The organism is Nocardia bovistercoris, assembly GCF_015674855.1.
GTDB lineage: Bacteria > Actinomycetota > Actinomycetes > Mycobacteriales > Mycobacteriaceae > Nocardia > Nocardia bovistercoris.
The window spans coordinates 307,237-332,200 of record NZ_JADMLG010000010.1; the positions used below are offsets into that span (position 1 = coordinate 307,237).

Consider the following 24,964-nt stretch of genomic DNA (forward strand, 5'->3'; position numbering starts at 1 on the left):
GGGGTTGATCTTCTGTTTTGGGAAGCGTGAAGAAGCATGTGCAGGAGGATGCGGGATGCTGCGGGATTGAGCACCGGCGGACTCGGAGGAACCATGACGGCTATTTCCGGGGTTTCAGGGTTCAATGGGAACCAGCCAGGGGGGTGGTTCGATGACTTTTGCGAGCAGTGGAGATGAGGAAATATTCCACTTGGGGACCGTCATTTCTCATTTAGAATTCCTGGCGGTCGAAGTGGCGATAGCGAGGCGATCGACAAATCGCCGTGGGCGCGGAGCGAGAGCATCGCGCAGCGAAATCCATTGCCACAGTGTCGCATTCGGAATGTCTAGTTGACCGTCTTTGACGGCAAACCTGACGGCTATTGAGCCGACAATATACGTTTTTGTGCGGGTGCGGAGTTGCAGCAGGGTGGGTGCAAGCAATGGATCGCGACAGAGAAAATTCACAACTATCTCTGTAGAATGCGATATAATAGGATTAGTAGAATTTTGAAAGGAGCGAAATGCCAGATTTCTCCGCATTTTGCAACTTTCATCATAATTAACAGATTGAACTGATGTAGCTTTCACATCGAAAATGTCCACTGACGGTGAAAGCTGACGGCTAATGCGACCGCCGCTCTCGTGCATTAGTAGACGCTCCGCTTGGCTGAGTCCTCGTTCTTGCACCGTAACGTCACCATGTTCGTACAATTCTTGAGTCGTACTGATTCGCGCATGCCCCATAATGGCTTGAATATCCCTGTCGGGCACGCCGAGGTTCTTGAGCAAGGTGGCAGCAGAATGCCGAAAGTCATGCACGCGAACACGTCGAAGTCCAGCGCGCCTGGCTAGTCTTTGAAATATGGTATCGGAGAAATAGTTCGGCCGAACGGGCCGCCCTTTCTTGGAGAGAAATACTAGGTCTAGGTCATCAACAGCTTCGATACCGAGTGTGTCCATGGTCGCCCGATAGCGAACAAGCGCCTCACGGACTGGTGGCAGCAAGGGAAGGTCACGCTTACTGTGCTTGGTTTTCAGAGGTCCAGTGACGAGTTTTCCCCGAACCGCCTGAAGCTGTTGCCGTAGGCGCAGCACGCCATGATCCCAATCGATATCCGACCAGCGAAGTCCTAGGACTTCACCGACACGGACGCCATATAGGGCCAGAATAAGAAATGCCGGATAGAGTCGCTCATCCTTGACGAACTCCAGGAAATGCCTCACTTCCTCGGCCGTCCACGGCCGAATCTTTTTGCGATTGGGAGCGCCAATCTTGACGAGTCTGGCCACATTACGGACTATCAGATCCTCACGCATGGCATTCGTCAGCGCTGACATGAGCACCGACTTGACCCGTACGGCAGTTGCGACCGTCATGCCGTTAGCGAGTTGATCTTCCATGATTCTTTGAAGGCCCATCACGCTAAGGCCAGTAAGTGACTGCGAGGCAAACAGCGGCTTGACATACAGTCGAATTGTTGTTTCATAGCCAACTAGCGTCGATTCTCTCAGGGTTTTCGGCGCAATCTCGACGATCCAATAGTCCAGATAAGGACCTACCCTCCACGATCTATCCGAAAGTGGACTACCCCGCTGCGCATCAGCCATCCTCACCGTCAGCTTCTCATTCGCCTCCTTTCTCGTCCTCCCATAAACTCGCAACCGACGGACCTTTCCGCTGACCGTTCCTAGATACGCCGCCCCCTCCCATCGCCCATCCTTCCGGCGGTATATCGTTCCTTCACCAATAGCGCGCCGACTCATAGCGCAGCTCCGGCTGCTGCCAGTTCCTGTATAAATTTGGCAACTTCAGTCGATGGCACAAACCGACGTCGACCAATCTTCACCGTGCCAATCTTTCGCTGATGAATCAGCTGGTACAGACTCCACTTGCTGATGCGTAGACGCTGGCAGGCTTCCGGTACTTCGAGCAGTTCGCTTGAAGCAGTGGACAAATGAACCGGACTGTCAGTCGTGGCCAGTTGGTCGATCAGCCAATCCCGTTCAACCTCATTACCATCCGCAATGCGCACAAGTACATCAGCAAGGGTGCGGAGCATCTGCCCTTGCCGCAATGCCCCACTCATTGCAATGTCTCCGTCAGAGGGAACCTGAAATAATAGGCTCCGAGGTAAAAATTAATACATAGACACATAGGTGGTTCCCTCCTTCCTTGTACTGCGATGCGAAGCGGCTGAGCGGGTTCAAGATGTGCGCCGAACAGGTCTTTTCTCTTCTGTCCGGATTTACCCAGATTTTACCGCTATAGCGTTGACCCATCAATATTGATGGGATTATTTAACAACGTTTTATCGCTGGCAACATCCATTTATCCCAAATAATTGCCATCACGCATATTCACTATTTTGTTTCACTATCTTCTTTTTGGGGATGGGATCGAAGTCCGACAGGTGGGTAGCGTCATGGTGGATTCCATGAAACTGGCCCAGCCTGTCGAATCTTCAGATATTCCATCCGGCGACTGAGCCGGTCAGCTTCATGACGTGCCCATCAAAGGGCATCGTCTACTGAAAACTGGTGCTCAGTCTTCCGACGGTGCGGCGCTCTTCCTGCTGCGTCGCGTGGACGACGGGGAGGCTTCCCCGCTGTCCTGGCTCGTCGCCCCGGTGGCAGATGCCCCCGAGGAACGACCACCACGCAGGCGCTCGATTGCTGCCCGTCTGACTGCTGCTTCGCGTTCGATCTCGGCAATTGCTTCATCTGCGCGATCCGCAAGATCAGTCTCAGTCCGGGCTCTCTCGATATGATCGAGAATTGCCTGGAGGTGTTCGTCGGCGAGAGTCTTGCCACGCAGTTGAGCGATCAGGCTCAGTTCAGCGTGGATCTCCGCGTCGACCTTGATCGCGATGGTCTTGCGGGTGGAGTCGTTGTCCGGCATGGACATAGCAGCTACCTCCTCGGTAGGGACGCGACTGGTGAGTGCTGGATGCAGGCTCACTGGTTCAGCCGCGGACTACCGACAAGGCCGACTCCTGAAGCGTCGCCGCCATGGCCCTGCCCGAACCGTCATCCGGCGCCCGATCATGCCGCTTCTCCTTGCCGGACCTGCCGATCCGATGGCACGGGATAGCCGGGAATGGTTATGTCTGAGTCGATTTCATTGCCCCACACGTCCCAGCCGGGTTGCCGCCTGCGGGCGAACAGTTCGAGATATGGTCCCTTGCTGACTCTTTCGATGATGGCGAACTGTTCTTCCGGCTTGTGACTGTGCTCTTGGACCGGCGCGATGAACCAGGTGGGTTGTGCCCGGAAGTTCACCGATGCCTTTCCTCGGGTGCCGAATAAGACATGTTCCGTCATATTGCGCAGGTAGCGGCCGAGTTGCAGACGTGGTTTCATCCAAGTGAGCGGTGATCGGTAGGTGAAACCCCATGCCTCCATGACCTCGAAGCCGTGCCGGAGCGTGGCATTGGTGACCCACAGCCAGAGATAGGCATCCTCTTCCGCCAAGTCCGCCACCGGCAGGGCCGTGATTTGTTCCACGGACATTAGGGGATAGTGCTGATCAGCCCCAATAGCCCCCCGCTGCAACACATCCCACGGCGGGTCCGCCAGGATGGTTCGGTAGCGTCGACCATCACTCATGCTGTCCCTCCGGTTTGGATGAGACGGATGAGTTGGTGCGGGGCGATGATGCGGAACAGTCGGCCGTCGAGCCGTTGATCGCGTTCGATGGCTTCGACGAGGGCAAGCCGTCGTTGTTCGGCTTTGGTCTCGGTGCGGGCCGTCAGACTCCAGATCACCAGAGGGAAGACACCCTCGGCCTGATCCTGTTCGGTGCCGCTCCGTCGGTAGTTCTCATACTCGCGTGACTTGCGCACCAGGGTCGGGATGGACTCGGTGCCCATGTCCTGCTCGAAGAACCAACTACTGATCAGGTCGCCGCCTATTTCCGCCGCCGTTTCCAGGTACATGTCCGGCCGCAGCGTCAGCAGGGCACCGCCGAGGCCGTGGTAGGTACGCCAGGCCACTGCCTCGATATCCGCCCGGATCAGTTCCAGTCGTCCCTGAAGCTGGGCGGTGAGGAGGGTGATGTGGGTTTCGGCGATGGCGAGGGTGTGGCTCAGGAAGGTGGTGCTCGGGGTGGTGTAGCGGCGTTTGGGTGGTTCGCCGTTTTCGATCTGGAGCAGTTTCGCGCCGATGAGATCGACGTAATGCACCAACCCACCCGATCCAGCGCGGAGTCCTCCGATACGGCGTTCCAGGGTGCCGAGTACGCGCCATCGTCGCAATCTGGCCAGTGTGCGCTGGGTGATGCGAAGTCCCGATCTCGGGCTGAGTTCGTGGAAGTGGAGCTGATGGATCATGCGGACAGTGAGGAAGCGATGTTCGGCTACTGAGCGGAGGATGGCGAAATCGCGCTCGCTCATCTCTTTACTGATCGTTGTCAGATCATGACGGATGCTGGCAGGCCGACGGGGACGCGAGGATGATGAAGCGAAATCCGCATCAGTCGTTGCGTGGGTGCGGCCGGATTGGCCATCCACCGGCGGTGATGCACTGGTGGAAGACAACGCGATACGTCGATCGAGATGATCATCGAAATGGCTGCGTCGCAGCAGTTCGCACAGATCGGTATCTCCCCCAGATAGAGCCTGGGCGGCGGGGCATCCCTCGTGAGGCACGGCAGGAAGGTCGGTCATGACCGCCTCCTTCGTTGATTCGTCCGATTCCCCGGTCCGTCACTTCCCAGACCATCGAGGAGTTGTGAAAATCCGGCTTCGATCTCTCGAACCGGTCGGCCGTAGCGTTCCCGACTGAGGCGACGAATCTTCGCAGGATCACTTGTCTTCGGTGGTGGAGCTTGTGTCACTCCCGACACCCACGGCTGCATGCTGTTGCTCCGAACCAGTCGGGCGTAGATGTGGTGCGCGGGCAAGGCGGTGAAATCCTCCGCCGTCAGGACGGATTGCCCGGTGGCCGCCGTCTTGGCATCGTCAGCGTTGAGAGCAAAGGTAACGCGATTCCTGGCGTTGTTTCGGAAGGCGTTGAGCATCGCGGCCGGAAGTTGCCTTTCGTACTGATGCGCCAGGTGGAATCCGGCACGCAGGCTCCTCGACAGCGCCAGAGCCTCGTCCAAATCCGTTGGCAGGTTGAGGAATTCCTGTACCTCATCGATGTAGACCATGACCGGAATCCGTAGTCCCTCGGGCAAGCTGACTCGTTCCAAGATGGCCTGCCACAGGTCATAGAGCACCACCGCTGCCAGGAGTCGGGATGCTTCCGGCCCGATAATTCCTTTCTGAAGCGGGACCAGCAGAATTTTCCGATCGTTCAGGACTTGCCGAACGTTGAAGCGGGGACGTTGCTGCGCCAGTACCGCCCGCAGGTGTCGATCCAGCAGGGGCCGGATCTTATTACTCAGTGGCGCAACCACATTGGCAGCAGCTTCAGGCGTCATGCCCTCGTACCACTGCCAGAACGGCCCACTGGTGAACGGATCGTCACGCACGGCCGCTTGCATCAACGGTCGACGGAACGCGGGATTAGTCAGAATGAGGGGCAGCATGATCAGGCTGGCATCTTCACGGTGCACCAAAGCCTTGAGGCAGTTTCGTAGAATGTCGCCACTCCGCGGGCCAAGCGATTCCCCGTAGAGCGAACGAAAGGTGCCGAACATGCTGTCGGCGATGACATCCGGCGATATGTTCTCGCGGCCACTTCCCGGTGACCTGTCCAAGGGGTTCAGGCCAACCGGTGCATCACTCAGCGGGTCGATGATCACCACATCGTCGCGGCGAGAAGCAGGAATCCGCTCCAACACGTCGTTGATGAGATCTTTCGGTTCGATGACCACGACCGGCCGGTTGGCCTCCAGGTCTTGGACAATGAGGTTCAGCAGCAGCGTGGATTTCCCTGTCCCGGTCGGTCCCACCAGCCAGGTATGGCGCAGGCTGTCAACCACGTTGTAGCCGACCGTTCCTGACGATCCCGGTGCATTGGCCAGGGCAATGATTCGTTCCCCGGACTGCACCGAGGGGGTTGGCCGTACCAAGCGAGGGTGCGAGGACGGGACGCCCGGCAAGGGGATATCGTCCTTGTCGCGAATCGGCCAGGCCACCAGCAGCGTTATTTCCGGAACGCTGAGACGCGAGGGCGGGGTGAACAGGGACCAGAATGACGTCCGAGGACTGTTGAGCCGTTCGGGCGCATCACTTTTCAGGCGCAGATGCACTCCCGCAGCATTGACCGTGCCCAGGGCGGAGGCCAGATTCAGTAGCAGAGATTTTCGTCGTCCCGCGGCCAGCGCTGACACCCCGATACGTACCGTGGCCGAGAAGGCGTGCTGTCCCATCTTCCGGCTGATGGCTTGGGTGGCGCCCGGCCGGTCGTCGGATTGCAGTCCGATGAGCGCTTTCGACAGCACACTCTGGTGGCTGTCGTGGCGCTCGGCAGGCGGAAGGGACGGCTGGTGGCCGTGCCCCAGGACGATCTGAATTACCAGTGTCTCGTTGTCGGTGGCAGCAGTCAGGGCCGAGAGGATCGAGCGTCCAGCCGTCAAGCGGTCGACGGCTTCCAGGGGCCAATCTGATGCCGACAGTCCCAACCGGCGGGAGGCCCCCACCGGTGGACGACTGTCCTCCGGGCTACCGGTCACCATGCTGCCCGGCACCAGTTGCTCGACGCTGCGGCGGATCGTTTCCGCGTAGCGCCGCTGCGTTCCGATGAGGTAGCGAATACCGTGGGAATCTGCCCGAGCTTCCAGAATGATTTTCGGGCGATGGTCCTGGGCGGCCCAGTGTCGGAGCAGGCCCAGAGCAGATGTTTCATCGAACGGACTGGGCCAGAACACCGACTGCCAGACCATTGCCGTCGGTGTCAACGGAAGAGGCAGTTGGTCAGTCGTCATCGGCCCGCTCCTGTTCGTCCGTGTACGGAGTGGTCGAGGTGTCGGGGGCCGTCTCGGGAGTGGTTGCGACTACATCGTTTTCGGCCAGTTCGGCCGTCTTCTCGGCGGCAGCTTCCGCCAAGGCCACGGCGATGGCGGCGCGCCCCAACTTGCGCAGATCCGGCGGTGTCCGCTTGACGCTGCGCACCGTGCTCCGAGGTTCCGGACGGTTCGGCCGATTCCGTCCCTTTTCCGCCCGCCGATAATTGAACTTGTTGTTTTTCGACATACTGCACCCCTTCTTCCCATTACCGTTACTGTTTTGCGAACATGACGAGCAACGGCGTAGATATGCGCCCACCCTGCCTGTCGCTGCCGCTTAATTCCACTATGTGGAAAAGTTATTAACGAACCGTTAAATGATCAAATTTTGCAACACCGAAGCGAACAATTCGTCTCGCGTGCTGATGAAACGAATTACCAGCGTTCGTGCAGTGTGCGGATTACAACAACCACCAACCAGATCAGAGCGGCGCTCCCGACGATGATGATCACCGGCCACATCACCGACTGCACCACTTGCACTGCGACGTACAGGGCAAACGCACCAGCCAGCACCTTCAGGCAGGCGCCGACGAACCGATCGACGTACCCCGGTTCTTCGTGGCCGCTCATGCCTGCCACCACTGAGTCCAGGCCACCAGCTCGCCGCTGATACTGGACAGAACATCCCACACGCGCGTAGCGCTCCGCGGTGCCATTTCTTCGTGGATCTCAACCATTGTCACGATCTCGCGCATCGTGGCCGTCAGTTTCGCTACCGTCGATTCGGCCAAATGGCGAGTGATCTCCGGGTTGTCTCCTTCGGGGATGTTGCCCTCGAATTCCCAGGGCAAAGGCTTTCCCTGAAAGTCACTGCTTGGGCCATCGTGCCTATGTCCCATGAATACCTCCTTGAGTAGATTGCTGAATATGCTGAGATGGCCCATAAATTCGCTCTGGTCAGACTGTTTTTGGGTAGGCGGGGCCACCTCAGCAATTCAGGGGATGAAGAGAAAGCGTTCGGTGGCGGCGGACTACGCCGCTACCGTCGAGATAGCCTGATCTGTCGAATCGGCTCTATCTGTCGTGGAAGATGCTGCGCCACCGCGGAGTTCGTCAGCACTGGTCAAGCAGGCCAGTGCCTGAAGCTGCGCCATCACCTTGTCAAGCGGCACCATGTCGATGTCGAGCCCAGGGGCGAACAATCCGAATGACGTGCTCTCTACCGGCAGGAATTCCACATTCCAGCTGACGCCCTGGTGCAGACTCCTGGCGATGGCGACGGCCTGATGGGCTCCGTCGATGGGCCGCGCCATCTTCGCCACCGTCAGGCCGTAGACCTTGCTGCCACGAACCACCAGCAGCGCCATACGGGCAACCAACTCGTCACGCCGCTGCTCCAAACGAAGTTCACGTCGCCGCACTGCACTCAGCTGGAACGTCAGCCGATCCACTTCCTCGGTCAACACCGATCCGTCGCGGTAGATGAGCGTGAAGACGATCAGATTGAGCAGCACCACGACGAGGCCGAAGAAGCAACCGAGCGTGATGGCCACCACCGGGCCGCTGTCGGCGGCCATCCCGTCACTGACGATACGAAGACCCATCAGCAGCCCAGCCCCAACCGCCACCACAGAAGACCCGATAAGCAAGATCTTCGGCAGCAGTCCGGCCTGACCTTTCGGCAGGGAGATATGCCCCTGTCGGTCCTTGTAGGCGCGGACATCACGGGCCACCACATGCAGGCCCGCCGCAATAGCAACCGTCCCGAGGAGCCCGAAGACGATGGCCGATGTCGCTGGGACGATCGACCCACCGGAAGAAATTTGATCCCAAGCGACGTTGAAGATGGTCCCGCTGAACAGGGTGAGAATGGGGAGGTCCAGCACCGTGATGAGCGGTACCAGCAGTTTCGCTGAGTTTGAGACTCGACGATGCTGGATACTGCCTTCATTCGTTTCACGCTCGATGCGCGATGACACCGAAGCGATGCGCACGTCGGCTTCCTCGGCCGTCAGCAGTTCCCCACGAACACCGGTCAGCGGCTCTCTGGGCAGTCTGCCGATGGCATCCCCAATAACCACCCCCTCTTGCCACAGTTCCCCCGCCTGATCGACCAACTTCCCAATGGTGGCGACACCACGATCACGAAACCGATGAGCAGCTGCGCGTCCGCCACTGACAACTTCAGCTTCGAGGTAGCTGTACCGATCTGCGGAACGACGAATCTTGATGCGGTACTTCTGCTCTCGGTAGAGGGCCAGTACCACCGCCAGCATGCTGCGGGGGATCGGGAAGCCGAACAGCCGGGATTTCCAGATGTCGATCCAGGGCAAGCGTGGAGGTGAATACGCTGCCGGTGCCGGTTTCACCACCTTGGCAGCAGAACGACGAACACGAACTTTCACGGAGCTGCATCCTTTCGTGAAACATATTGGAGTTCAACAGATTTGGTTGCTTCGAGTACCGAGAAGGACAGCCTCAGCGGATCAGGGAGATGTCCACCCGCCGATTCGCTACCGCGTTCTCCTCGATGAAGCGGCCACTGGCATCGAGATTCGGGATGACGGGTTCCCTCCCACCGCGGCCGACTACGGTGCCGAGCAGATTGGAGGGAAGCCCCAGCTCCACCAGCCGGGATGCCACTGCCTCAGCCCGACGGCCCGACAGATTGCTGTCGTCACGGCCATCCAGAGTCGTGGCGGCAATATGCCCCACCAGATCGACGCGCTGCACCTGGCAGACGTTCGCCGATTGCACCAAGGGCCGGAGTACCTCATCCGCCGAGGGCGCCAGTTCTGCACTGTTCGGCGAGAAGGGCAAGCTGCGCTCATCCAAACGGGCGAAACTGGTGCAGCCGCCAGCGTCGGTGATAGCCGCTGGAATGGGCACTACTGGAACCGGCAGGGTGCATCGGGGTGCTCCCGCGGCGGGATCACCATCCTGGACTACGCAGCTGGCAGCTCCGGCCCGCTGACAAATCTGCATCCAGGTGGTCTGTACCTTCTCGCGTAGTGCTGCCGGAAGACGAGGTTGCACGTTGCCGCCTGTTACCCCGAGGCCGACGAAGTGAACTTCGTGGCCACGAAGATCCAGAAGGCCCTGCTTCACCACCGACTCGGCGATGGCGGCAGGATCGAAGGACCACCCGAGGGCAGTGAAATCTACGGGAGCTTTGGTCGAGAGACCGCTACTCAGGACGTAGATACGGGCACCCGGATACTGACTGGCTCGGTCGAGCAGTGGGAGCACATCCAAACCCGGCCTTGATGCCTGAACCTTGGCGAGGTCGGATTCCAGGGCATCGAGGTTGTCCCGGATCTTGCGCTCCTTGGCGGCAGAGGCATGTTCGACGTCTCGGCCTCGGAGCGGTGTCAGATCCTTCTCGATAACTGCCCCATCGACGGAACTGATGATCCGCACCAGGGCGTTGCCGGGTTTCTTGCTCTCCGTAGCGAGCGTGAGGAGATGGGATTTGAGGGGTGCGGAGAGAGACGCCAGGGGTTCGGCGGAGGTGGAGGAGGTGACGAGGATTGTGGGTTGGGGGGTTTCGAGGGGGGTGGGGGTACAGGCGGAAATGGCCAGAAGGCCAAATATGGCCGTGATACACACAACTACTGTGGGACCTGCGCGCTTCCACCGTCGACGGGTAGCGGACAATGAGCAAATACCTTCCTGACTAATGAACGTGGATGTAGCGATCAGGACGGTGGTGTGGGCTGACATCCGCCAGCCCACACCGCCGCGTCAGTCGATCGTCACACCCCTTTCCGACGGGGAAATATCCGAGACCATCTCGGTCAGTTCCCCAATGTTTCGCGTCGCCATCTCGCGATGAGTTTCGGAATTCACTTCCTCTACCCGAGGCCGACGGTGCATGACCTTCACAAAGAACCCGACGTGTATGTCGGCCCTCGACTTGAAGGCCAAATACACCATGACCGGAATCAGCATGCCTGCGGTGATCGCCGGTTCCATTGTTTGTCTCCTCTATATCCCGAACCATGAATGCCCGAGGGCCGTGGAAACGGGAGCTGTTTGCGGGACGAAATCTGACAAGCACCACGATTACAACTCGTCGGGCGGACCGCAAATATTCATCGGGGTTGGCCGCCAATAGCCCCCAGTTCACCGCCAAAGTGGTCATTTGGCGGTGAACTGCGGCGGTAAACATGCAGGTCATGGCGGTAAACGAGTACATTGACTTGCAAGACGACTACCCCTGTGATAGAAGCGACCAAAGAAGATCGTTGCAATTGCTAAAGAAATATGCCATAATTAACTTCGTATGATAATGCGGGAAACCATTTTCCATCTGAGGTACCTATACCTCGATCTGAAATGGAGTCGCCTGAACGGCCTCCATCCGCATTTTCCAATGGCGATAGTTCGCCAGAAGGAATCATGGCGCTGGATGAAGTTATCTACAGGCGCTATTCCGCCTATTCTGATGCCGATCGTCCTGCCGCATTAACATCGCTCTATGGGGCGATTGGACACGGCAGAAGTCAGATGATCGCTGAAGATCCGTTCAAGGCCCGTCGACTACACCGCTTGATGGCGGCCAGTCCTGACGAAAGGGTCCAACGACAAGCCAATGCCTATTCGCTTGAACTACTACGCTATGACCAAACAAGTCCTGATTCACATCCATTTGCAACAATCTTAGATAACGTACTACCGCATCCTGAACCGGAGGGGGAGTACTGGGATAGGGTGAAGATTGGGTTTAATTTGGAGGGGTTAGGGGTTGAGGAGAGTGCTTTTTTGGGGGAGATTATTTATGAGCAGTTCTTTGATTTCGACGCACCCGAGGAGCAGAACTGGCTATTGCAGATATTCTCCGAACAGAGTGATGTTGACATCAACAAGCTGATCGTGAACAACATAGGCAAAGCGAGAGAGCTGCTTCATGGTATGGCAACGAGTGATATTATCGCTCGCAAACTGTTTGTGCCGTTTAAGCTAGAATCGCTATTGAGGCGCGAGCATGAGATAGAGGATTATGAGGCGGTCTCTGTCACTGCCAACCACATGATGGGCTTACATACGTTCATCCATACAAGACACTTTAGCGATTCGGAGGGGCCTCGCCACGCGATCTACAATGCAGTAGATGGCAATTACCTAAAATCTGACATCGAGCAACGCTTTAACCAACATCTGGAAGAGTTGGATTACTGATCAAAGAACTTGTCTAGCCCTCCTGACGGGCCGTAGTCGCGTACCATCTTCGGGTGGTACGCGATGCAGCATCTGAGGAAATTTTGAAGGCTCTGAATGATGAGCTTGTCAAGCTCTTTAAGAGCCGCGAGAAGGTTGAAAATGTACTGGCCAGTCGGTTTTTGAGCGATGTATCAACGATTTCCGGAGATGCCGCTTCCGCTATCAAAACTGACAAGTATAGACTGCGGATAATTACGGACATCGTTGTACTGTTAGAGCCGGTGGCGCTACATGAGAATTCTCTGGCGACAACCATGAAGGTTCTAAGCTATGCAATTCAGCTGCTGCCAGCTACAGCTCTCGGGCGGGCAACCAATGTCACTCACCGCCAGCTGGCGCAAGGTATTTATGTCGACTACCATCGACTCCTTCTGGACGAAACGGCAAGGCGCAAGCACACTCGAAAAGATTCGATTGCGTCCTTTGCGCTTTTTGCAGAATATGATGTTATTCAGCACAGTGAAAGCACGCGTAATAATTGGGCGAAAAACATGCGCGATAAACTTGCACATATCTTGTTCAACATCAGCCGCGACCCCCACCTTCAACTCGACTACTGGATCACAACATCCAGCGAAAATATCTTGGTCCTGACAGGTGACGAGCGCAAGGCTGACATTGGCAGGCAGGCGATCCAGAAAGTTGCGGGAGCCAGCCGCGCTGTCGTCCTCGACGGCACGTCCTCAGAGTCTTTACTCCGTTCTGTGCAAAGCCATCTTGATTCAGGCGATCAGCCTTCAGATCTGAAGAGTGCGCTTTCCGCGTTGGAGGAGCATTCCGGGCCTGACCTCTACCTGCTCATCGAGAATGCCACAAGCTGGGACGTTATAGAGGCACCGGTCTATCGAAGCCGTCGTTGCATCATTGTCGCAGAAACCGACTTTGTACCAGAACCGCATCAGGTGGTGGTTGTCGACGCTAAAGCTCCAGAGGTCCAAACGTTACCGCCCAAGGCTGTTCCTAAAGCAGCACTTGATATTGACGATGAACCGTCGACTGGTCAGCGGAGCACCATATCGAAGGTATTGGATGACGACACATCGAAGCCTCCTCGTAACCCTGAGTTCGATAGAATGACTGAAAATATTGCAAAAGCGATTCGTTCCGAACTGCATTCCGAGGCCATAAAGTGGAAAACTGAGTGGCCTGTCATGCCAGTCCGTTGGCATATCGCGGGTGATGATCTTATCGAGTACGCGGAACGAATCCCAATGGACCCTGACGACAAGACGGTTCAGAGTGGCGTGTTCACCGATATCTTGAGTTTATATTCCAAGATTGGTTCGCGGAGGCTCGTTATACTCGGTGAACCCGGCTCCGGCAAGACAACGATAGTCCGAGACTTCGCGTATACCATACTGGGAAAATACGAAGGCGATACTCCAGCGACTGATCCAGGCACCTTTGAGGGCCGCATACCCGTTATTTTCAATCTTTCATCCTGGGACTCAACTAATTCAAAAGTCCTACTTGATGACTGGATGGCAGATATCCTTGTTCGCGACCATCCAGGTCTCGATCCAAGTGAAGCTAAGGCACTTATCGTCGATCGGCGAGTGCTGCCGATCTTTGAGGGCTTGGATGAGGTGGATGAGCCTGGCGAAAAGGCCGACAACTCGATGCGTAAGCTAGATCTAAATCAAAAGGTTCGACGCATCGCTGCATTGACTCAATTGCATGGATTCGGCGGCCCGTTCATTCTCACGTGCCGCACCGTGGAATACCGGGAAACAGCACGAACAGCGCGAGTCCTGGAAAAAGGATTTGTCATCGAGCTTGAGCCACTGAGCGTGGAGGATATTGAAAGCTACCTTCCTCGCACCGCCAACTCTCCCGCCGCAGGCAGGCGGTGGCGTTCCGCCATACAATCGCTAAAAGACGATGCACAACCATCAGCGGCAACCCTACTGGCAGTTCTTGAAAATCCACTGATGGTCTACCTTGCCTCAAGGATATTTGCATCCGGAGAGGGCGAGGGAGATCCGGAAGCCTTTGTATCGATGGAATACGCGAAGGCCACTGACGTCGAGCGTCTGCTACTGGGAGGGTATCTAGATATAGCCTTCCCGCCCCCGTGGATACATCCAGGCTCTAACAGCATCAAGGCGTCAGACGGAAACAGTAAGCGGCGTATACCGCCATATTACCCGCGAGAGAAGGCATTAGTATGGCTTCATCATATCGCACATAATTTGGACGGCGGGGAGCTGAAATGGTGGTCGATAGCAAATAAGGTTCATAAGCCTATTACCGCTTTGGTATTCGCCATCTTTTCAGCCCTTGTTGGAACTGCGGCTGTTGCAGTAAGTCTGGACCACAAGTACCTCTTCCTCGGCCCGCTTGTAGGGGCGTTGATTGGATGCTTTTATGGTCTTGTCTCCGCAGGGCGTCCACCGGTGGGATGGAGCCTTTTCGCCCCAGGTAGTCTTCACAATTTTATAAGCGAAGCCTTGAAAGGGCCAGCTCATGGAATTACTGCCGCGCTTGTAGGCTATCCATTGGTCAGCTACGGCGGCTGGCTGTATCTTCCTATAGGCGGTCTTGCAGCGGGCCTTACGACGTATCCGCTTATCAAGTTGATGAAGCAAAAGCACATGAATGAGTGGTGGCCCGAAACGTTAATCGCATCGGGATCGGGGTTCTTCACTGGTGTGCTTATGGGGATTATCGCGTATCTGAGAGACGTTCCTATCGGTTCAATCTGGGCCTGGCTGGGTATCGCCACATTATACGGATTCTTCCTGACGCTGGCATTTGGGCCACGTGCGCATCTGCAAGCTGACACTGTCGCAACCCCCTCAAAAATGATATCCACGAGCCGCTCGCAGTCTCTTTACTACATGACAATGAATGGCCTCGCACACGCTAGCGTCTATTATTTTATGACCAATCTACTCACGAGTGTGGTATTCGGGATTGCGGTTGGACTGTATATATGCATTACGGATAGCGCATGGGGACGTTGGGTACTTATCACCCGTGGCGCGGTGCCGATAAGCGGGCGACTGCCGCAGAACCTGGTGGGCTTTCTTGAAGAAGCCCACCACCGAGGAGTGTTGCGTCAATCTGGTGCTGTCTATCTGTTCCGTCACAAGCAGCTGGAAAAGTATGTACTGGAGGATTTGGCTGGCTGAGTCTTCACACCCACGGTGGCCGTCGAATCGGCGTTGCCCGTGTAGGAGGCCGGATGTCCTGCACCCGCGGCAGGACATCCGTTTCAGCATCCCCGCTGTGCCAGTTGTCATCTCCGGTCGGTGCTGGCGGCGAGACCATCTGCATTGCCGCATCGCCACTCTCACCGCCGGGTTCCGACTGTCGGGGGGGCCCGGGCCCCCGGCCGGGGGCGGCGGCCCCCACAAAAACCACAAAAACACTCTCACCGCCGGGTTCCGACTGTCGGCTCCCGTCGTCACCGTGACGACGGGAGCCGACAGCTTCATCCCCTAAATCCCGAATGCCTCTCCACCGTGCACCAACTCGAAAGCCCAGCAGTGCCGTCAGAAGTGCCGATGCTGGCCACAGCATCCACACGAGCGAGGTTGTCACGTCAGTCGACCTCGGAAGTCAGCTCGGCTGCTTCCGGATGTCGGGGATCATTCACGACCTCTGTCCCGACTCCGGCATCGCCAGCCTCGGCGGGAACACCTCCGTCGCCTGTTCCGGCAGGCGGACTCGCCCTGCTCGCACATCTGCGACGATTTGGTTCAATCCCTCAATGCACCATGTCAGTTCGGCAGCGTCCCGTTCGCAGTGCTGAGGGTCATTCTGCCGCAACGCATATCGCACGTATCTCCACACCAGCCAGGCGACCCATTGGCCATACGATGAGGGAGCCGTGGGAGCGTCAGCCCTCACGGCAATTTCTTTCGTGTGTCCGCCTGCCTCCCTGTCGATGAACCAGATGAGCAGGTTCAACTGCTCATCGACCGAGGCGGCATCGTCACGGCCATGTTCATGGACATGACGCCATTCGCCGACCAATCCGTGTGCGCAGCGCATCAGCACCGTGGTCGGTGCTTCGACTCCCGCGCAGATCCGCAGGAACAGTCCCGCATCCGGCAGCGGCTGATCCGGCCTCGCCTCGACCGGTGGAACTGTGAAAGCGAACGGCTGGTTTGGCGTCAGGCCATAGACGCTGTAGGTGGGGCGATCGGATGACACAGTGAGGTGGTGTCCCTTCGGAATCTAGATGCAAAATAGTGAAATGGCGGCTTCGCGGCCGGATGTGGATCAGTCCCAGAGGCCAGCGCATGGGAGCGACGGCAGATCGTCGTGTAGCTCGTCATCAACGATCACGGAGAATTCAGGACATCCCCGTGCCAGCTCGTCGGCAACGTTTTGGGCCTGTTCGGCACTGGCCTGGAAGTCCAGCCGCAAGGGGCCGGATTCGATGCGCAGATGCCGAAGGCGGCGTGGTGGGCGTGGAGGCATCGTCGTCGCCTCAGCACGGTTTGTTCTCGGCAAGCACCATGCGCCCGGCATCGACCAAGACCAACTGAGCAGCCGCCTTCCGCGGGCAGCACTTGGCCCGACAGGCGACATGAAATCGCATGACGTCGTGAGCCTGTTCCACCGTGAATGGCTCTTGTGGTGCCTGATGTTGTTCCTGCTGATTGAGCCTGCTGAGGTGGTGGATGGCCAGCGAATGCATGGTGGATCTCTCCCGGTTGGGGTGAACTCGACCAACCTGGCCGAGACGGGGTGTACCCAGCACCGGGGGCGAAAGCCACCGTTTGCCCGCCATTCGGGTCAACCGGTGCGCCGCTGAGGGGTACGGCGTCACCCCGGTACCGGGTACCGGTTGACCGTAAGGCGGGTTTTTCTCCTCTGACCGGCCCAAATAGCTAAAGGTTCTCGGAAATAAGGGAATTCGTATAAGGTGCGTTCAGGGGCGAAAACCGTTGCCGGGCAATACTTCCGGCTGCCTCCTGATTTTGCATCTGTACGTTCACGAAGGGCGGGTATAGCGGGATGCACCTGACAACAGGCGAGGTCATCGCCCGTATCCGTAAATCTCTCGGCATGACACAGACCGAACTGGGAGCCATCCTCGGCTACACCCAACCCGCCATTTCCCAGCTCGAAAACGGTAGCGCGGCTGTGCATGATGTTCGTGTCCTGCGCCGTGTAGCCAAGGCGCTTCAGGTTCCGCTTGCCATACTGGTGGTGGAGTCAGACGAGGAGGCGGACGTGAATCGTCGCAATTTCCTACGAGCCAGTGCTTTCGGTACCGGAGCTGCCATTACGGTCGGCGCCGCGGGGCACGGCGCTGCCGCAGCATCTTCGACAGGGGTTCATGTCGGCACAGCCGATGTGGCTGCCATCGTCGAGAGCACGAACCAGATCCACGAACTCGACCTGCTCGTCGGGGGCGACCGGTTGTGTCAGGTTGCCGCCAATGAAGTGCGCTACGTTCAGCAGCTCCTCAACACCGCCAGCTATACCGAGACGGTGGGACGGTCTCTGACAACTGCCGCAGCCGAGATGATGACGGCAGCCGGGTGGGTCCATTTCGACGCTGGCCGTACAGACCAGGCACGGCGCTACTACGCAGATGCCGCCCAAACCGCCACCGCGGCCGACGACGGCATGGCGGCTGCCCATGCCCTACTCAACGCCAGCCTGCTGAGTTTCGGTGGCAGTTTCTCACCAACCAAACTGCCGAAGGATGCCCGTCCCCGCGAGGGCGTCAATCTGGCCGAGGCGGCGCAATCTGCCGCTCGTCGAGATGGTGGGCCGAAGCTTCGCGCCGTTGGGGCAATCTACGAGGCCGCAGCCCGGAGTGCCACGGCTGACGCCAGCGCGATGGAAAACGCCATCAGTCGGGCGCATCGTGCCTACGAGTCGAGTCGTGGCTACGATCCCGACTGGGTGTACATGCCGGAAGCGGCGCTGTCCGGCATGACCGGATGGGCCTACATGCAGCTTGGTGATCACCAGAAGGCGACACCCCATCTGCAAGCCGCCGTCGACGGCACGGTGGCGTGGCCTCGGGAGAATGCGGGCTGGCGCATCAAGATGGCGGAGAATTACATCCAGGGCGGTGACATCGCTGAAGGGTGCCAGCGCCTGACCGACCATTTCGAGCAGATCGGCAGCGTGACCTCATCACGGCTGCAATCCACCCTTGAGGTCATCGCCAAGGACGTTCGTCCTCATGTCAAGGTGCCGGAAGTGCGGGAACTGCTGGGAAGGATGGCGGCGGCTGGCTGAGCAACGTTCTTTCAATGCGCCGGTTCGGATGAACCCGCCGCTTTGCCGTGTCTGCCCATCGCTGCCCTGATCAGCTCGCGGGCACTGCTGCCGATGGCGGCCTGCTCGGACAGTGCCGTAAAGGCTTTCTCGTACAAGGCAACCTCACGCGGCTGAGTGATAGTCAGTTGGGCCGAGATCGTCTCGGCCTGGACCATCTTCCGATCGAAGATCGTGAAGTTCATCAGGGGTATGCGGTAGGCGGCATCGGCTGGGATCACCCCGAGCACAAGGCGTGGGAGCGTCATGGCCACCAACAGGCGATCCAACTGCTCAACCATGACCTCCGACCCGCCGACTACGGTACGGAGGGATTGTTCGCCGATCAGGAAGTGGAACCGGTGTCGTCCTCGGTAGAGGATCGTCTGACGTTCCAATCGGGCGGCAACCGCAGCCTCGATAACGTTGGGTCCGCCATACAGAGCCTCGACAGTTTCCAGCACGCCACGGATGTAGCGTGGTGTTTGCAGCAGGCCAGGCACAAGGCCGGGTTCGTAGAGGCGGACCAACTCGGCATTTGCTTCTACCTTAGAAACCACACGCTGCCACTGCGGGATACGCATCCGTCGCAGTTCGAGATAGGCCGTCTCCACATTGTGCAAGCTGGCAATGAGATCCGGTAACTGGTCGGTGGCACGGCAATGCAGACACCATGCCCGGAGATCCTTCTCCGATGGTGTCTGCCTGCCGTATTCGATTTTCGAGACCTTGGATTCGTGCCAGCCTTCGAGGTCCGCCAAGGCGCGGCCGGTCAGACCGGCGCTCTTGCGGATCTCACGCAGGCGCTGGCCCAGGGCCTCCTTGGCTTCGCGGAGATTGGTCACTGATGCAGTGTGTGCCCGTATTCGTCGTGCGGTACGGCGGCTTGCCACACCCGGTCACGCACCGTCCGAAAATGCTCGGCAATGACGGGATCGGTGGTGACGGCGAATCCGGTTCCTTCGCCACTGGGCGTGAAGACACTGAAGGCGGCCAGATGATCATCGAACAACCAATAGTCGTCACCCGTCAGATCGGACGGGGCAATCTGATGTCGCGGCAACCAACGGATGTCCTCACCCGCGGCGATGTTGCGCGGGGACACCGACAGCGCCCATCGGGTGTAGTCGGTGTGTGGTTCGGTGACAACCCGTACCCGTTGCACTTTCTTGCCGGTGTCGGTGATCTCGTGGATCAGGTCAAGCCAGCCCTGCTGCCATGTGGTGTCTTCAGGTTCCCCGGCCAAGAACTGTCGGAGCGGCTCGAATTCACTGGACACAGCGTAGGCATCTTGCAGTTCCAGGTGAAACGCCCGCTGCCACGAAGAGCGGAACAATTCGTCGAGCTGGTCACCCGCCAGTAGGTACATCACGTCGAACCTCCTTCCCGATCGGCACCTCGATGCTCGCCTCGTGCGATGGGATATCCATCTGTGCCAGCGCCTCGCTGTCGGTGACGGGATTGCCCGTCAGAGTGAAGGTACCGTGACCGGTGTCTTGAAGCGGTGTCCCCAAACAGGTTCCGCGCTCCAGGAAGCCGAGCAGCGGATGGGGTATTTCGATGAGTTCCGGCTGATCCGGTACCCGCCATCCCTGCACCACATAGGTGCCCCGATCGCTGGCGTACAGCGTCGGGGACTGGTGAGTGCCGGTGTTCTTGCCGAGGAAACGTAAGCGCATGGTGGAGCCCCTGCCAACGAATGTGCGCGAGCTTGCGTGTCGAGCAATCCCATCCTCACCGCGATATCTCCGGCCAGTCAACGATTTTCCATCATCGACGGAAGTTCACGCACACTCGTTGTCCTGTCCACAGCGGGCCTCCTACCGTTTCCGCCAGGCGCCCGCTACCGGCGATGTCCTCTCCTGGTAGCGCGTTGCCTCACCATCAGGCGGCGGCAGAGGGGTGGCAGGATGCGCGATGACGAGGCAAAAATACTGGCCGTTTTGACGACCCACGAGCACTGCTCCACTGCCGAACTGCGTGATGCCACCGGCCTCGATACTCGTCGTGTCCGACAGGCGGTGGTAGCGCTGACGTTCCGTAGTCTGCTGACGGCGGTACCTGATGGGCACTCCATCGCGTGGGGGCTGAGTCAACGCGGACGATCCTTCGCCGGATCAATCCGTGGCCGCGCCATCCTCGACGTGCCTTCGACACCACGACAGACGCCGTGATGCTGGACGGTGAACTGCTGGAACGGATCGCCTGCTACAACACCGGGTGGGCGTCATCCAGCGTCACCGCGGCGCATTCGGCCATGCAGGTGCACTTGGAGTGCTTGGTGGGTGAGTGTGCGGCCAAGACGGCGGCGTATCGGAGGTTGAGGGAGGCTGGGGTTTTGGTGCCGGATGCGGGGAGAAGAAGTTGACTGGCAGCGAAGCGGGTCGAAGCCCCGTATCCGCCTCTATCCGAGTTCCGAATATAAGACGATCGTAAGGTTTTATATCCGAGTCCCCTCCCAGCCTTGGTTGCGTTGATGGTGCCAAGTAGTTGCTGTGCTATAGTCACACGCTTGTAATTCGTGTGATCGACTAGCCCTGTTGGCGCATGGGCAAAGCTCAAGGGGATGGATGTGAGACTTTCGGAAGTTTCGCTAAGCAACTTTCGGAGCTGCCAGAAGGTTACTGCCTGCCTAGCAGAGGATCTGACGGTTATCGTCGGCGAAAATGCATCTGGGAAAAGTGCAATAATTGACGGAATTCGGTTTGCAACGATTCCCGCTATCGAGGGGAAAGGGATTCGGTTTTCTGCCGAGTTTGACGTCACGCGCGGAATAGGGGCCACAGAGGTATCGATATCGGCAGAGTATTGTGATCTGACGGACTCCGAGAAGGCCGTGTACCTCGCTGCGTTGATCGATCCCGATGACATGCTCCGATATAATGTCACTTTTTCTACAAGCCTAGATCTACCCTATTGGCGCGCGGCATATCATTCAATCGGCAAGCTGGTAGTCGATGATCCAGAGCCGATTAACCGCAAACGAATAGCGCATGTATATCTCCCGCCACTTCGCGATGCCGTACGAGAGCTGGACTCAGGCAACGGCGAGCGCTTGGCGGAGGTTTTAAAGGTCTTGACAGCCGGAGACAAGTCAAGGCGCGAGGGATTCGTCAATGATGCAAACAAGGTACTGGCTCAGGTGGCAGAACTTGATTTGCCAGAAGACGCACGCAAGGAAATATCTGGGCACCTTCACAAGATTACTCCGCCAAGTAGAACTCACAACGTGAGGCTTGTCGGAAAGGAACAAGAACTCAGAAGACTTGCTGCGCTGTTACGAATGCAGCTAGCGGATGATCACATCGATCCACTAAGGCTGGCGTCGTCCGGCCTCGGATACGCGAATCTGATGTATATCGCCACAGTTATTGTACAGTTAGTGAATGCCAAGGATTACGATCTAACGATACTTCTGGTCGAGGAACCGGAGGCACATCTTCATCCGCAGCTTCAAGCTGTACTTCTTCACTACCTGGAACAGCAGGCGGCCGAGTCACGCAAAAGGAAACCAATTGGGCTTGAGCCAGCAGGCAGAGTACAGGTGATTGTCTCAACCCATTCCCCTAACCTAGCCAGCAGCGTTGCCATCGAAAAAGTCCTCGTAGTCTCACGTGATCAGGATGCCGATGGCCGCTGGCGGACAAGCACAACCCCGCTCGGCGGCCTAAAGTTGACGAAACCGGAATTTCGCAAGCTAAACCGGTATCTTTCGGTAACACGTTCTGCACTTCTTTTTGCTCGTCATGTTGTACTAGTCGAAGGTATCGCCGAATCGCTAGTAATCCCTGAATTCGCCAGGAAACTGTACTCAGACGATCCAGATCTGCTTCGTCACCTGGCTGGCATATCCTTCGTGGCAATTGATGGCGTCGATTTTGAACCATATTTGAAACTCCTACTCTCCGGTTCGTCTAACCGTGTGGATAAAGTTATCGTAATTACGGATGGCGATCCAATTAAGAAGACCGGAGTTAGACAGGGCGATAGCCGCAGGGATCGCTATAGAGAACTATTTCAGGGGGATAGTCGCCTCGAAGTCTTTGTCGGCGGCACCACCTTTGAGGCCGAGTTATTCTCTCACGTCAAAAACTATGCGATTCTCCGTGAAGCTTTTGTGAGACTTCACGAGCGTTCGAGAGAAAAATGGGATAATCTGTTTGGAGAACTTGGATTGGACACCGAAGTTCGCGCTAACGCTTTTGCGGAAGCTCTGCGTGCGGACAAGGGTGGAATCGATATCGGTAAAGGAGACTTCGCCCATGTCATATGCGAGATGATTGCTGAACACTCCGGCAAGCTCGATGAGATTGTATCTCTGCCGACGTACATTGAGGGCGCCCTCAGCGCGCTACGAAAAGCCCTAAAGCCGCCTACTGAGAATTCATCTATTGTGGATGTGGCAAGTTGTCCATAGATAAGTTGAGTGACGCGCAACAGTCAATCCTCAATCCGGACATACGGTTGGTTGAAGCAGGGCCGGGCGCGGGCAAGACGCGCGCGATCGTTCGACGATTTATAGAAAGTTCAGAACGCAGTTGTCGAGGGGTTGCTTTCCTCTCATTCACCAATGCGGCAGTAAGCGAGGCAACTGCACGTTGCGCAGAAACGCCCGATGTCGTACGAGCCCCAAATTTCATTGGAACGTTCGACCGCTTTATTCATCGCTACCTAGTCACACCGGCTGTAATCCGAGAAACTGGTAAGCAACCGCGATATGTCGACAGTTGGAATGATATATCGGATAGCCGTGGAATGACACCGAAGATTCGACACAAAGATGTGAATGGAACCGGTCTTCTGCTTGCTAACTTTCGAATAGATGCGAACGGCGATGTTTCATATCCTGTAGATGCCCCGAGGGTGGATGAATCGTATGTCGCATCACTCAAGAAGGAAGCAATTTCTCCCAGAGATTTACTATGGAAGGCGAAGGGGCAAATATCCGGCCTTGTCAGAAGCGGGATATACGACTCTGATCAGTCTCGGTTGAAGGCATTGCAATTGCTGCACGATGGTCGCTCCGAGTGGCTTAGGCAACGCCTTGCGCATCGTTTTGAAGAAGTTATTATCGATGAGTTTCAAGATTGTTCGTCGCTGGATCACAGGCTTATAGCTGGATTGAAATCCATAGGAATTAGAATAATTGCAGTGGCTGACCCTGATCAAGCAATATACGAATTTCGTCACGCATCACCTGAAGCCTATGCTCTATATCGATCTCAGCTCACCGCGATGGAAGTTGTTCACTTGGTCGACAATTACAGGTCGTCGGCTGCAATTTGCATGCTGGTTTCCAGCCTCAGAACCATAGGTGATGGTCAAATCGTATCAAAGAGACCGATCGACGCGAAGGTCCGGTGTGCAGAACGCATCCATGTAGTGTCAGGCGACAGTCTTGATGCCCGTTTGAAATTCGACGAGCTATCGACCGATCTCGGCATCGCTCGCTCTGAGCGTATAGCTTTGTCTGCGACACGAAAGGGGGCAGCTATCCTTGCTGGCCGAGACACCATTGAGGCGGCTGGTAAACATTGCTCGTCTCAGATTCTGCAAGGTCTCGCAATCTTGAGTGAAAGTAGGGTTGCAGAGGTCAGGAAGGAGGCAATTTCTCAGATCGAAGATATTATCCTTTCTACTTTCAAATTCCCCGACGAGCCTGGTTGTAAAACCAAACAGGCACGACTGGAGATCGCAGGTCTCACGCCTGGCGATCTCCGAGGAATCGTAGGAGTACTTCTGTCGGAATCCCGTGGCTGGACGAGCCCTTCGGCAGCAATTGAATCTATTCGAGATGTTATTTCTACCGAGCTTGCGAGGGGTTGTATTGGGATAAAGCCCACGAAGGCGCGTTTTAAGGATATAGAAGGTGCTGCTTGGAATCGCTGGAAAAGATCTAGCGGCTCTGTATTCGACCTATCAGCCCTAGCTGCAGCTCATACCTACGCCGTAAAGGGAAAAGAGTACGATGCTGTACTGCTGGATATAGAGGAGTCGCCGAAAGGGGGCCGTCCGCATGTCTTAGATTTGTGGCGATCTGGAGAAACGCACGAGGCAGTGCGCGTTCTCTATGTGGGCGCGAGTAGGGCGCGACGACTTCTAGTGCTGGCTACCTCACCTCGACACTTCTCCACCCTGCGTAAAATTCTCGAAGATGCAAATATACCTACAGACTATGATGAAGCAGGAATGTTGGCTCTGTCTCTTTGATCTTAATCTGGAACTCTTTGGACAAAGATACAGAGATCCACGATGTGCGAGGACGCAGATATCGATGTCGCTATTTTCCCAATTCAAACACGGTGGTTAGCGCGCGTGTCCCCCTCCGGACACCAGATCATTGCCTTTCAAACCTGCGCCAACCGGCGCAGGTTTTGGCGTTTCTGGGCTCCTGCGGATGACTTCCAGCAGCCTGGTGCCCTCATCGGTGAGGCGTTTCGAGCGTCGACTCGGGCGCGATGGCGGGCGTCTGTGAGTCACCGCGGTGATCGGCTACCGCACTGGAACCTGACTTCGGACAGATGTTGATCTTGGGAGTGTTCGCGGCCGGGTGATCAGCGGGTTCGCTGTCGCCGGGGGCCTGAGTTTGCGCACTAACTCGATCTTCGTAGGGTGGGCCGGGTGGCCTACGTG

General features: G+C 57.1%; 22 protein-coding genes. 6 read left to right on the top strand and 16 right to left on the bottom strand.

Annotated elements, in window-relative coordinates:
- Positions 1-207: 207 nt before the first annotated feature.
- The 12 genes from IT779_RS24215 to IT779_RS24270 all read right to left on the bottom strand — a co-directional run bounded on the left by IT779_RS24215 (position 208) and on the right by IT779_RS24270 (position 10,852).
- Positions 208-1,590: a tyrosine-type recombinase/integrase gene (locus IT779_RS24215; RefSeq protein ID WP_196151689.1), complete on the bottom strand. Its 1,383-nt coding sequence runs from the start codon at positions 1,588-1,590 to the stop codon at positions 208-210.
- 152 nt (positions 1,591-1,742) lie between these two features.
- On the bottom strand, positions 1,743-2,069 hold the full coding sequence (locus IT779_RS24220) for a helix-turn-helix domain-containing protein (RefSeq protein WP_198428868.1): 327 nt from the start codon (positions 2,067-2,069) through the stop codon (positions 1,743-1,745).
- Positions 2,070-2,524: 455 nt separating this feature from the next.
- On the bottom strand, positions 2,525-2,887 hold the full coding sequence (locus tag IT779_RS24225) for a hypothetical protein (protein ID WP_196151690.1): 363 nt from the start codon (positions 2,885-2,887) through the stop codon (positions 2,525-2,527).
- A gap of 137 nt (positions 2,888-3,024) precedes the next feature.
- Entirely contained in the window at positions 3,025-3,588 is a 564-nt protein-coding gene (locus tag IT779_RS24230) for an MT-A70 family methyltransferase (RefSeq protein WP_196151691.1), read from the bottom strand.
- On the bottom strand, positions 3,585-4,646 hold the full coding sequence (locus IT779_RS24235; RefSeq protein WP_196151692.1) for a replication-relaxation family protein: 1,062 nt from the start codon (positions 4,644-4,646) through the stop codon (positions 3,585-3,587). The genes IT779_RS24230 and IT779_RS24235 overlap by 4 nt, the downstream gene beginning before the upstream one ends.
- Complete coding sequence (locus IT779_RS24240) at positions 4,643-6,853, bottom strand: type IV secretory system conjugative DNA transfer family protein (protein ID WP_196151693.1); 2,211 nt, start codon at positions 6,851-6,853, stop codon at positions 4,643-4,645. Before IT779_RS24240 ends, IT779_RS24235 begins: the two co-directional genes overlap by 4 nt.
- Positions 6,843-7,040 (bottom strand): hypothetical protein, encoded by a 198-nt coding sequence (locus tag IT779_RS24245; RefSeq protein ID WP_196151694.1) that lies wholly within the window; start codon positions 7,038-7,040, stop codon positions 6,843-6,845. Before IT779_RS24245 ends, IT779_RS24240 begins: the two co-directional genes overlap by 11 nt.
- Before the next feature lie 269 nt (positions 7,041-7,309).
- Positions 7,310-7,507 (bottom strand): hypothetical protein, encoded by a 198-nt coding sequence (locus IT779_RS24250; RefSeq protein WP_196151695.1) that lies wholly within the window; start codon positions 7,505-7,507, stop codon positions 7,310-7,312.
- Positions 7,504-7,776, bottom strand: a complete 273-nt coding sequence (locus IT779_RS24255) for a hypothetical protein (RefSeq protein ID WP_196151696.1) — start codon at positions 7,774-7,776, stop codon at positions 7,504-7,506. The genes IT779_RS24250 and IT779_RS24255 overlap by 4 nt, the downstream gene beginning before the upstream one ends.
- A gap of 132 nt (positions 7,777-7,908) precedes the next feature.
- Positions 7,909-9,282, bottom strand: a complete 1,374-nt coding sequence (locus tag IT779_RS24260) for a hypothetical protein (protein ID WP_196151697.1) — start codon at positions 9,280-9,282, stop codon at positions 7,909-7,911.
- Positions 9,283-9,355: 73 nt separating this feature from the next.
- A complete protein-coding gene (locus tag IT779_RS38860) occupies positions 9,356-10,486 on the bottom strand; it encodes an OmpA family protein (protein ID WP_196151698.1) in 1,131 nt (376 codons plus the stop codon).
- Positions 10,487-10,621: 135 nt separating this feature from the next.
- Positions 10,622-10,852, bottom strand: coding sequence for a hypothetical protein (locus IT779_RS24270; protein ID WP_196151699.1), 231 nt, complete (start codon positions 10,850-10,852; stop codon positions 10,622-10,624).
- 426 nt (positions 10,853-11,278) lie between these two features.
- On the opposite strand from IT779_RS24270, the gene IT779_RS24275 reads away from it, so the two are divergent.
- Positions 11,279-12,058 (top strand): hypothetical protein, encoded by a 780-nt coding sequence (locus tag IT779_RS24275; protein WP_196151700.1) that lies wholly within the window; start codon positions 11,279-11,281, stop codon positions 12,056-12,058.
- A 53-nt stretch (positions 12,059-12,111) separates the two neighbouring features.
- Positions 12,112-15,234 carry an NACHT domain-containing protein gene (locus IT779_RS38865; protein ID WP_196151701.1) on the top strand — a complete coding sequence of 1,041 codons (3,123 nt, stop codon included), beginning with the start codon at positions 12,112-12,114 and terminating at the stop codon, positions 15,232-15,234.
- A gap of 463 nt (positions 15,235-15,697) precedes the next feature.
- On the opposite strand, the gene IT779_RS24285 is transcribed toward IT779_RS38865, so the two are convergent.
- Positions 15,698-16,261: a hypothetical protein gene (locus IT779_RS24285; protein WP_196151702.1), complete on the bottom strand. Its 564-nt coding sequence runs from the start codon at positions 16,259-16,261 to the stop codon at positions 15,698-15,700.
- An 810-nt stretch (positions 16,262-17,071) separates the two neighbouring features.
- On the opposite strand from IT779_RS24285, the gene IT779_RS24290 reads away from it, so the two are divergent.
- Entirely contained in the window at positions 17,072-18,313 is a 1,242-nt protein-coding gene (locus IT779_RS24290; RefSeq protein ID WP_269781627.1) for a helix-turn-helix domain-containing protein, read from the top strand.
- Between the two features lie 11 nt (positions 18,314-18,324).
- Here the strand turns inward: IT779_RS24290 and IT779_RS24295 are convergent, their stop codons facing one another.
- The 3 genes from IT779_RS24295 to IT779_RS24305 are packed head-to-tail and all read right to left on the bottom strand — an operon-like array spanning position 18,325 to position 20,010.
- The gene (locus IT779_RS24295) at positions 18,325-19,176 is read right to left on the bottom strand and encodes a helix-turn-helix domain-containing protein (protein ID WP_196151704.1); all 852 of its coding nucleotides are present in this window, start codon (positions 19,174-19,176) and stop codon (positions 18,325-18,327) included.
- On the bottom strand, positions 19,173-19,700 hold the full coding sequence (locus IT779_RS24300) for a DUF6879 family protein (protein ID WP_196151705.1): 528 nt from the start codon (positions 19,698-19,700) through the stop codon (positions 19,173-19,175). Before IT779_RS24300 ends, IT779_RS24295 begins: the two co-directional genes overlap by 4 nt.
- Positions 19,681-20,010 carry a hypothetical protein gene (locus IT779_RS24305; protein WP_196151706.1) on the bottom strand — a complete coding sequence of 110 codons (330 nt, stop codon included), beginning with the start codon at positions 20,008-20,010 and terminating at the stop codon, positions 19,681-19,683. Before IT779_RS24305 ends, IT779_RS24300 begins: the two co-directional genes overlap by 20 nt.
- A 231-nt stretch (positions 20,011-20,241) precedes the next feature.
- Between IT779_RS24305 and IT779_RS24310 the strand changes: the two genes are divergently transcribed.
- The 3 genes from IT779_RS24310 to IT779_RS24320 all read left to right on the top strand — a co-directional run bounded on the left by IT779_RS24310 (position 20,242) and on the right by IT779_RS24320 (position 24,541).
- Entirely contained in the window at positions 20,242-20,505 is a 264-nt protein-coding gene (locus IT779_RS24310; protein WP_196151707.1) for a hypothetical protein, read from the top strand.
- Positions 20,506-20,903: 398 nt separating this feature from the next.
- Positions 20,904-22,748, top strand: a complete 1,845-nt coding sequence (locus IT779_RS24315) for an ATP-dependent nuclease (RefSeq protein WP_196151708.1) — start codon at positions 20,904-20,906, stop codon at positions 22,746-22,748.
- A 5-nt stretch (positions 22,749-22,753) separates the two neighbouring features.
- Entirely contained in the window at positions 22,754-24,541 is a 1,788-nt protein-coding gene (locus IT779_RS24320) for a UvrD-helicase domain-containing protein (protein WP_196151709.1), read from the top strand.
- Positions 24,542-24,964 lie beyond the last annotated feature (423 nt).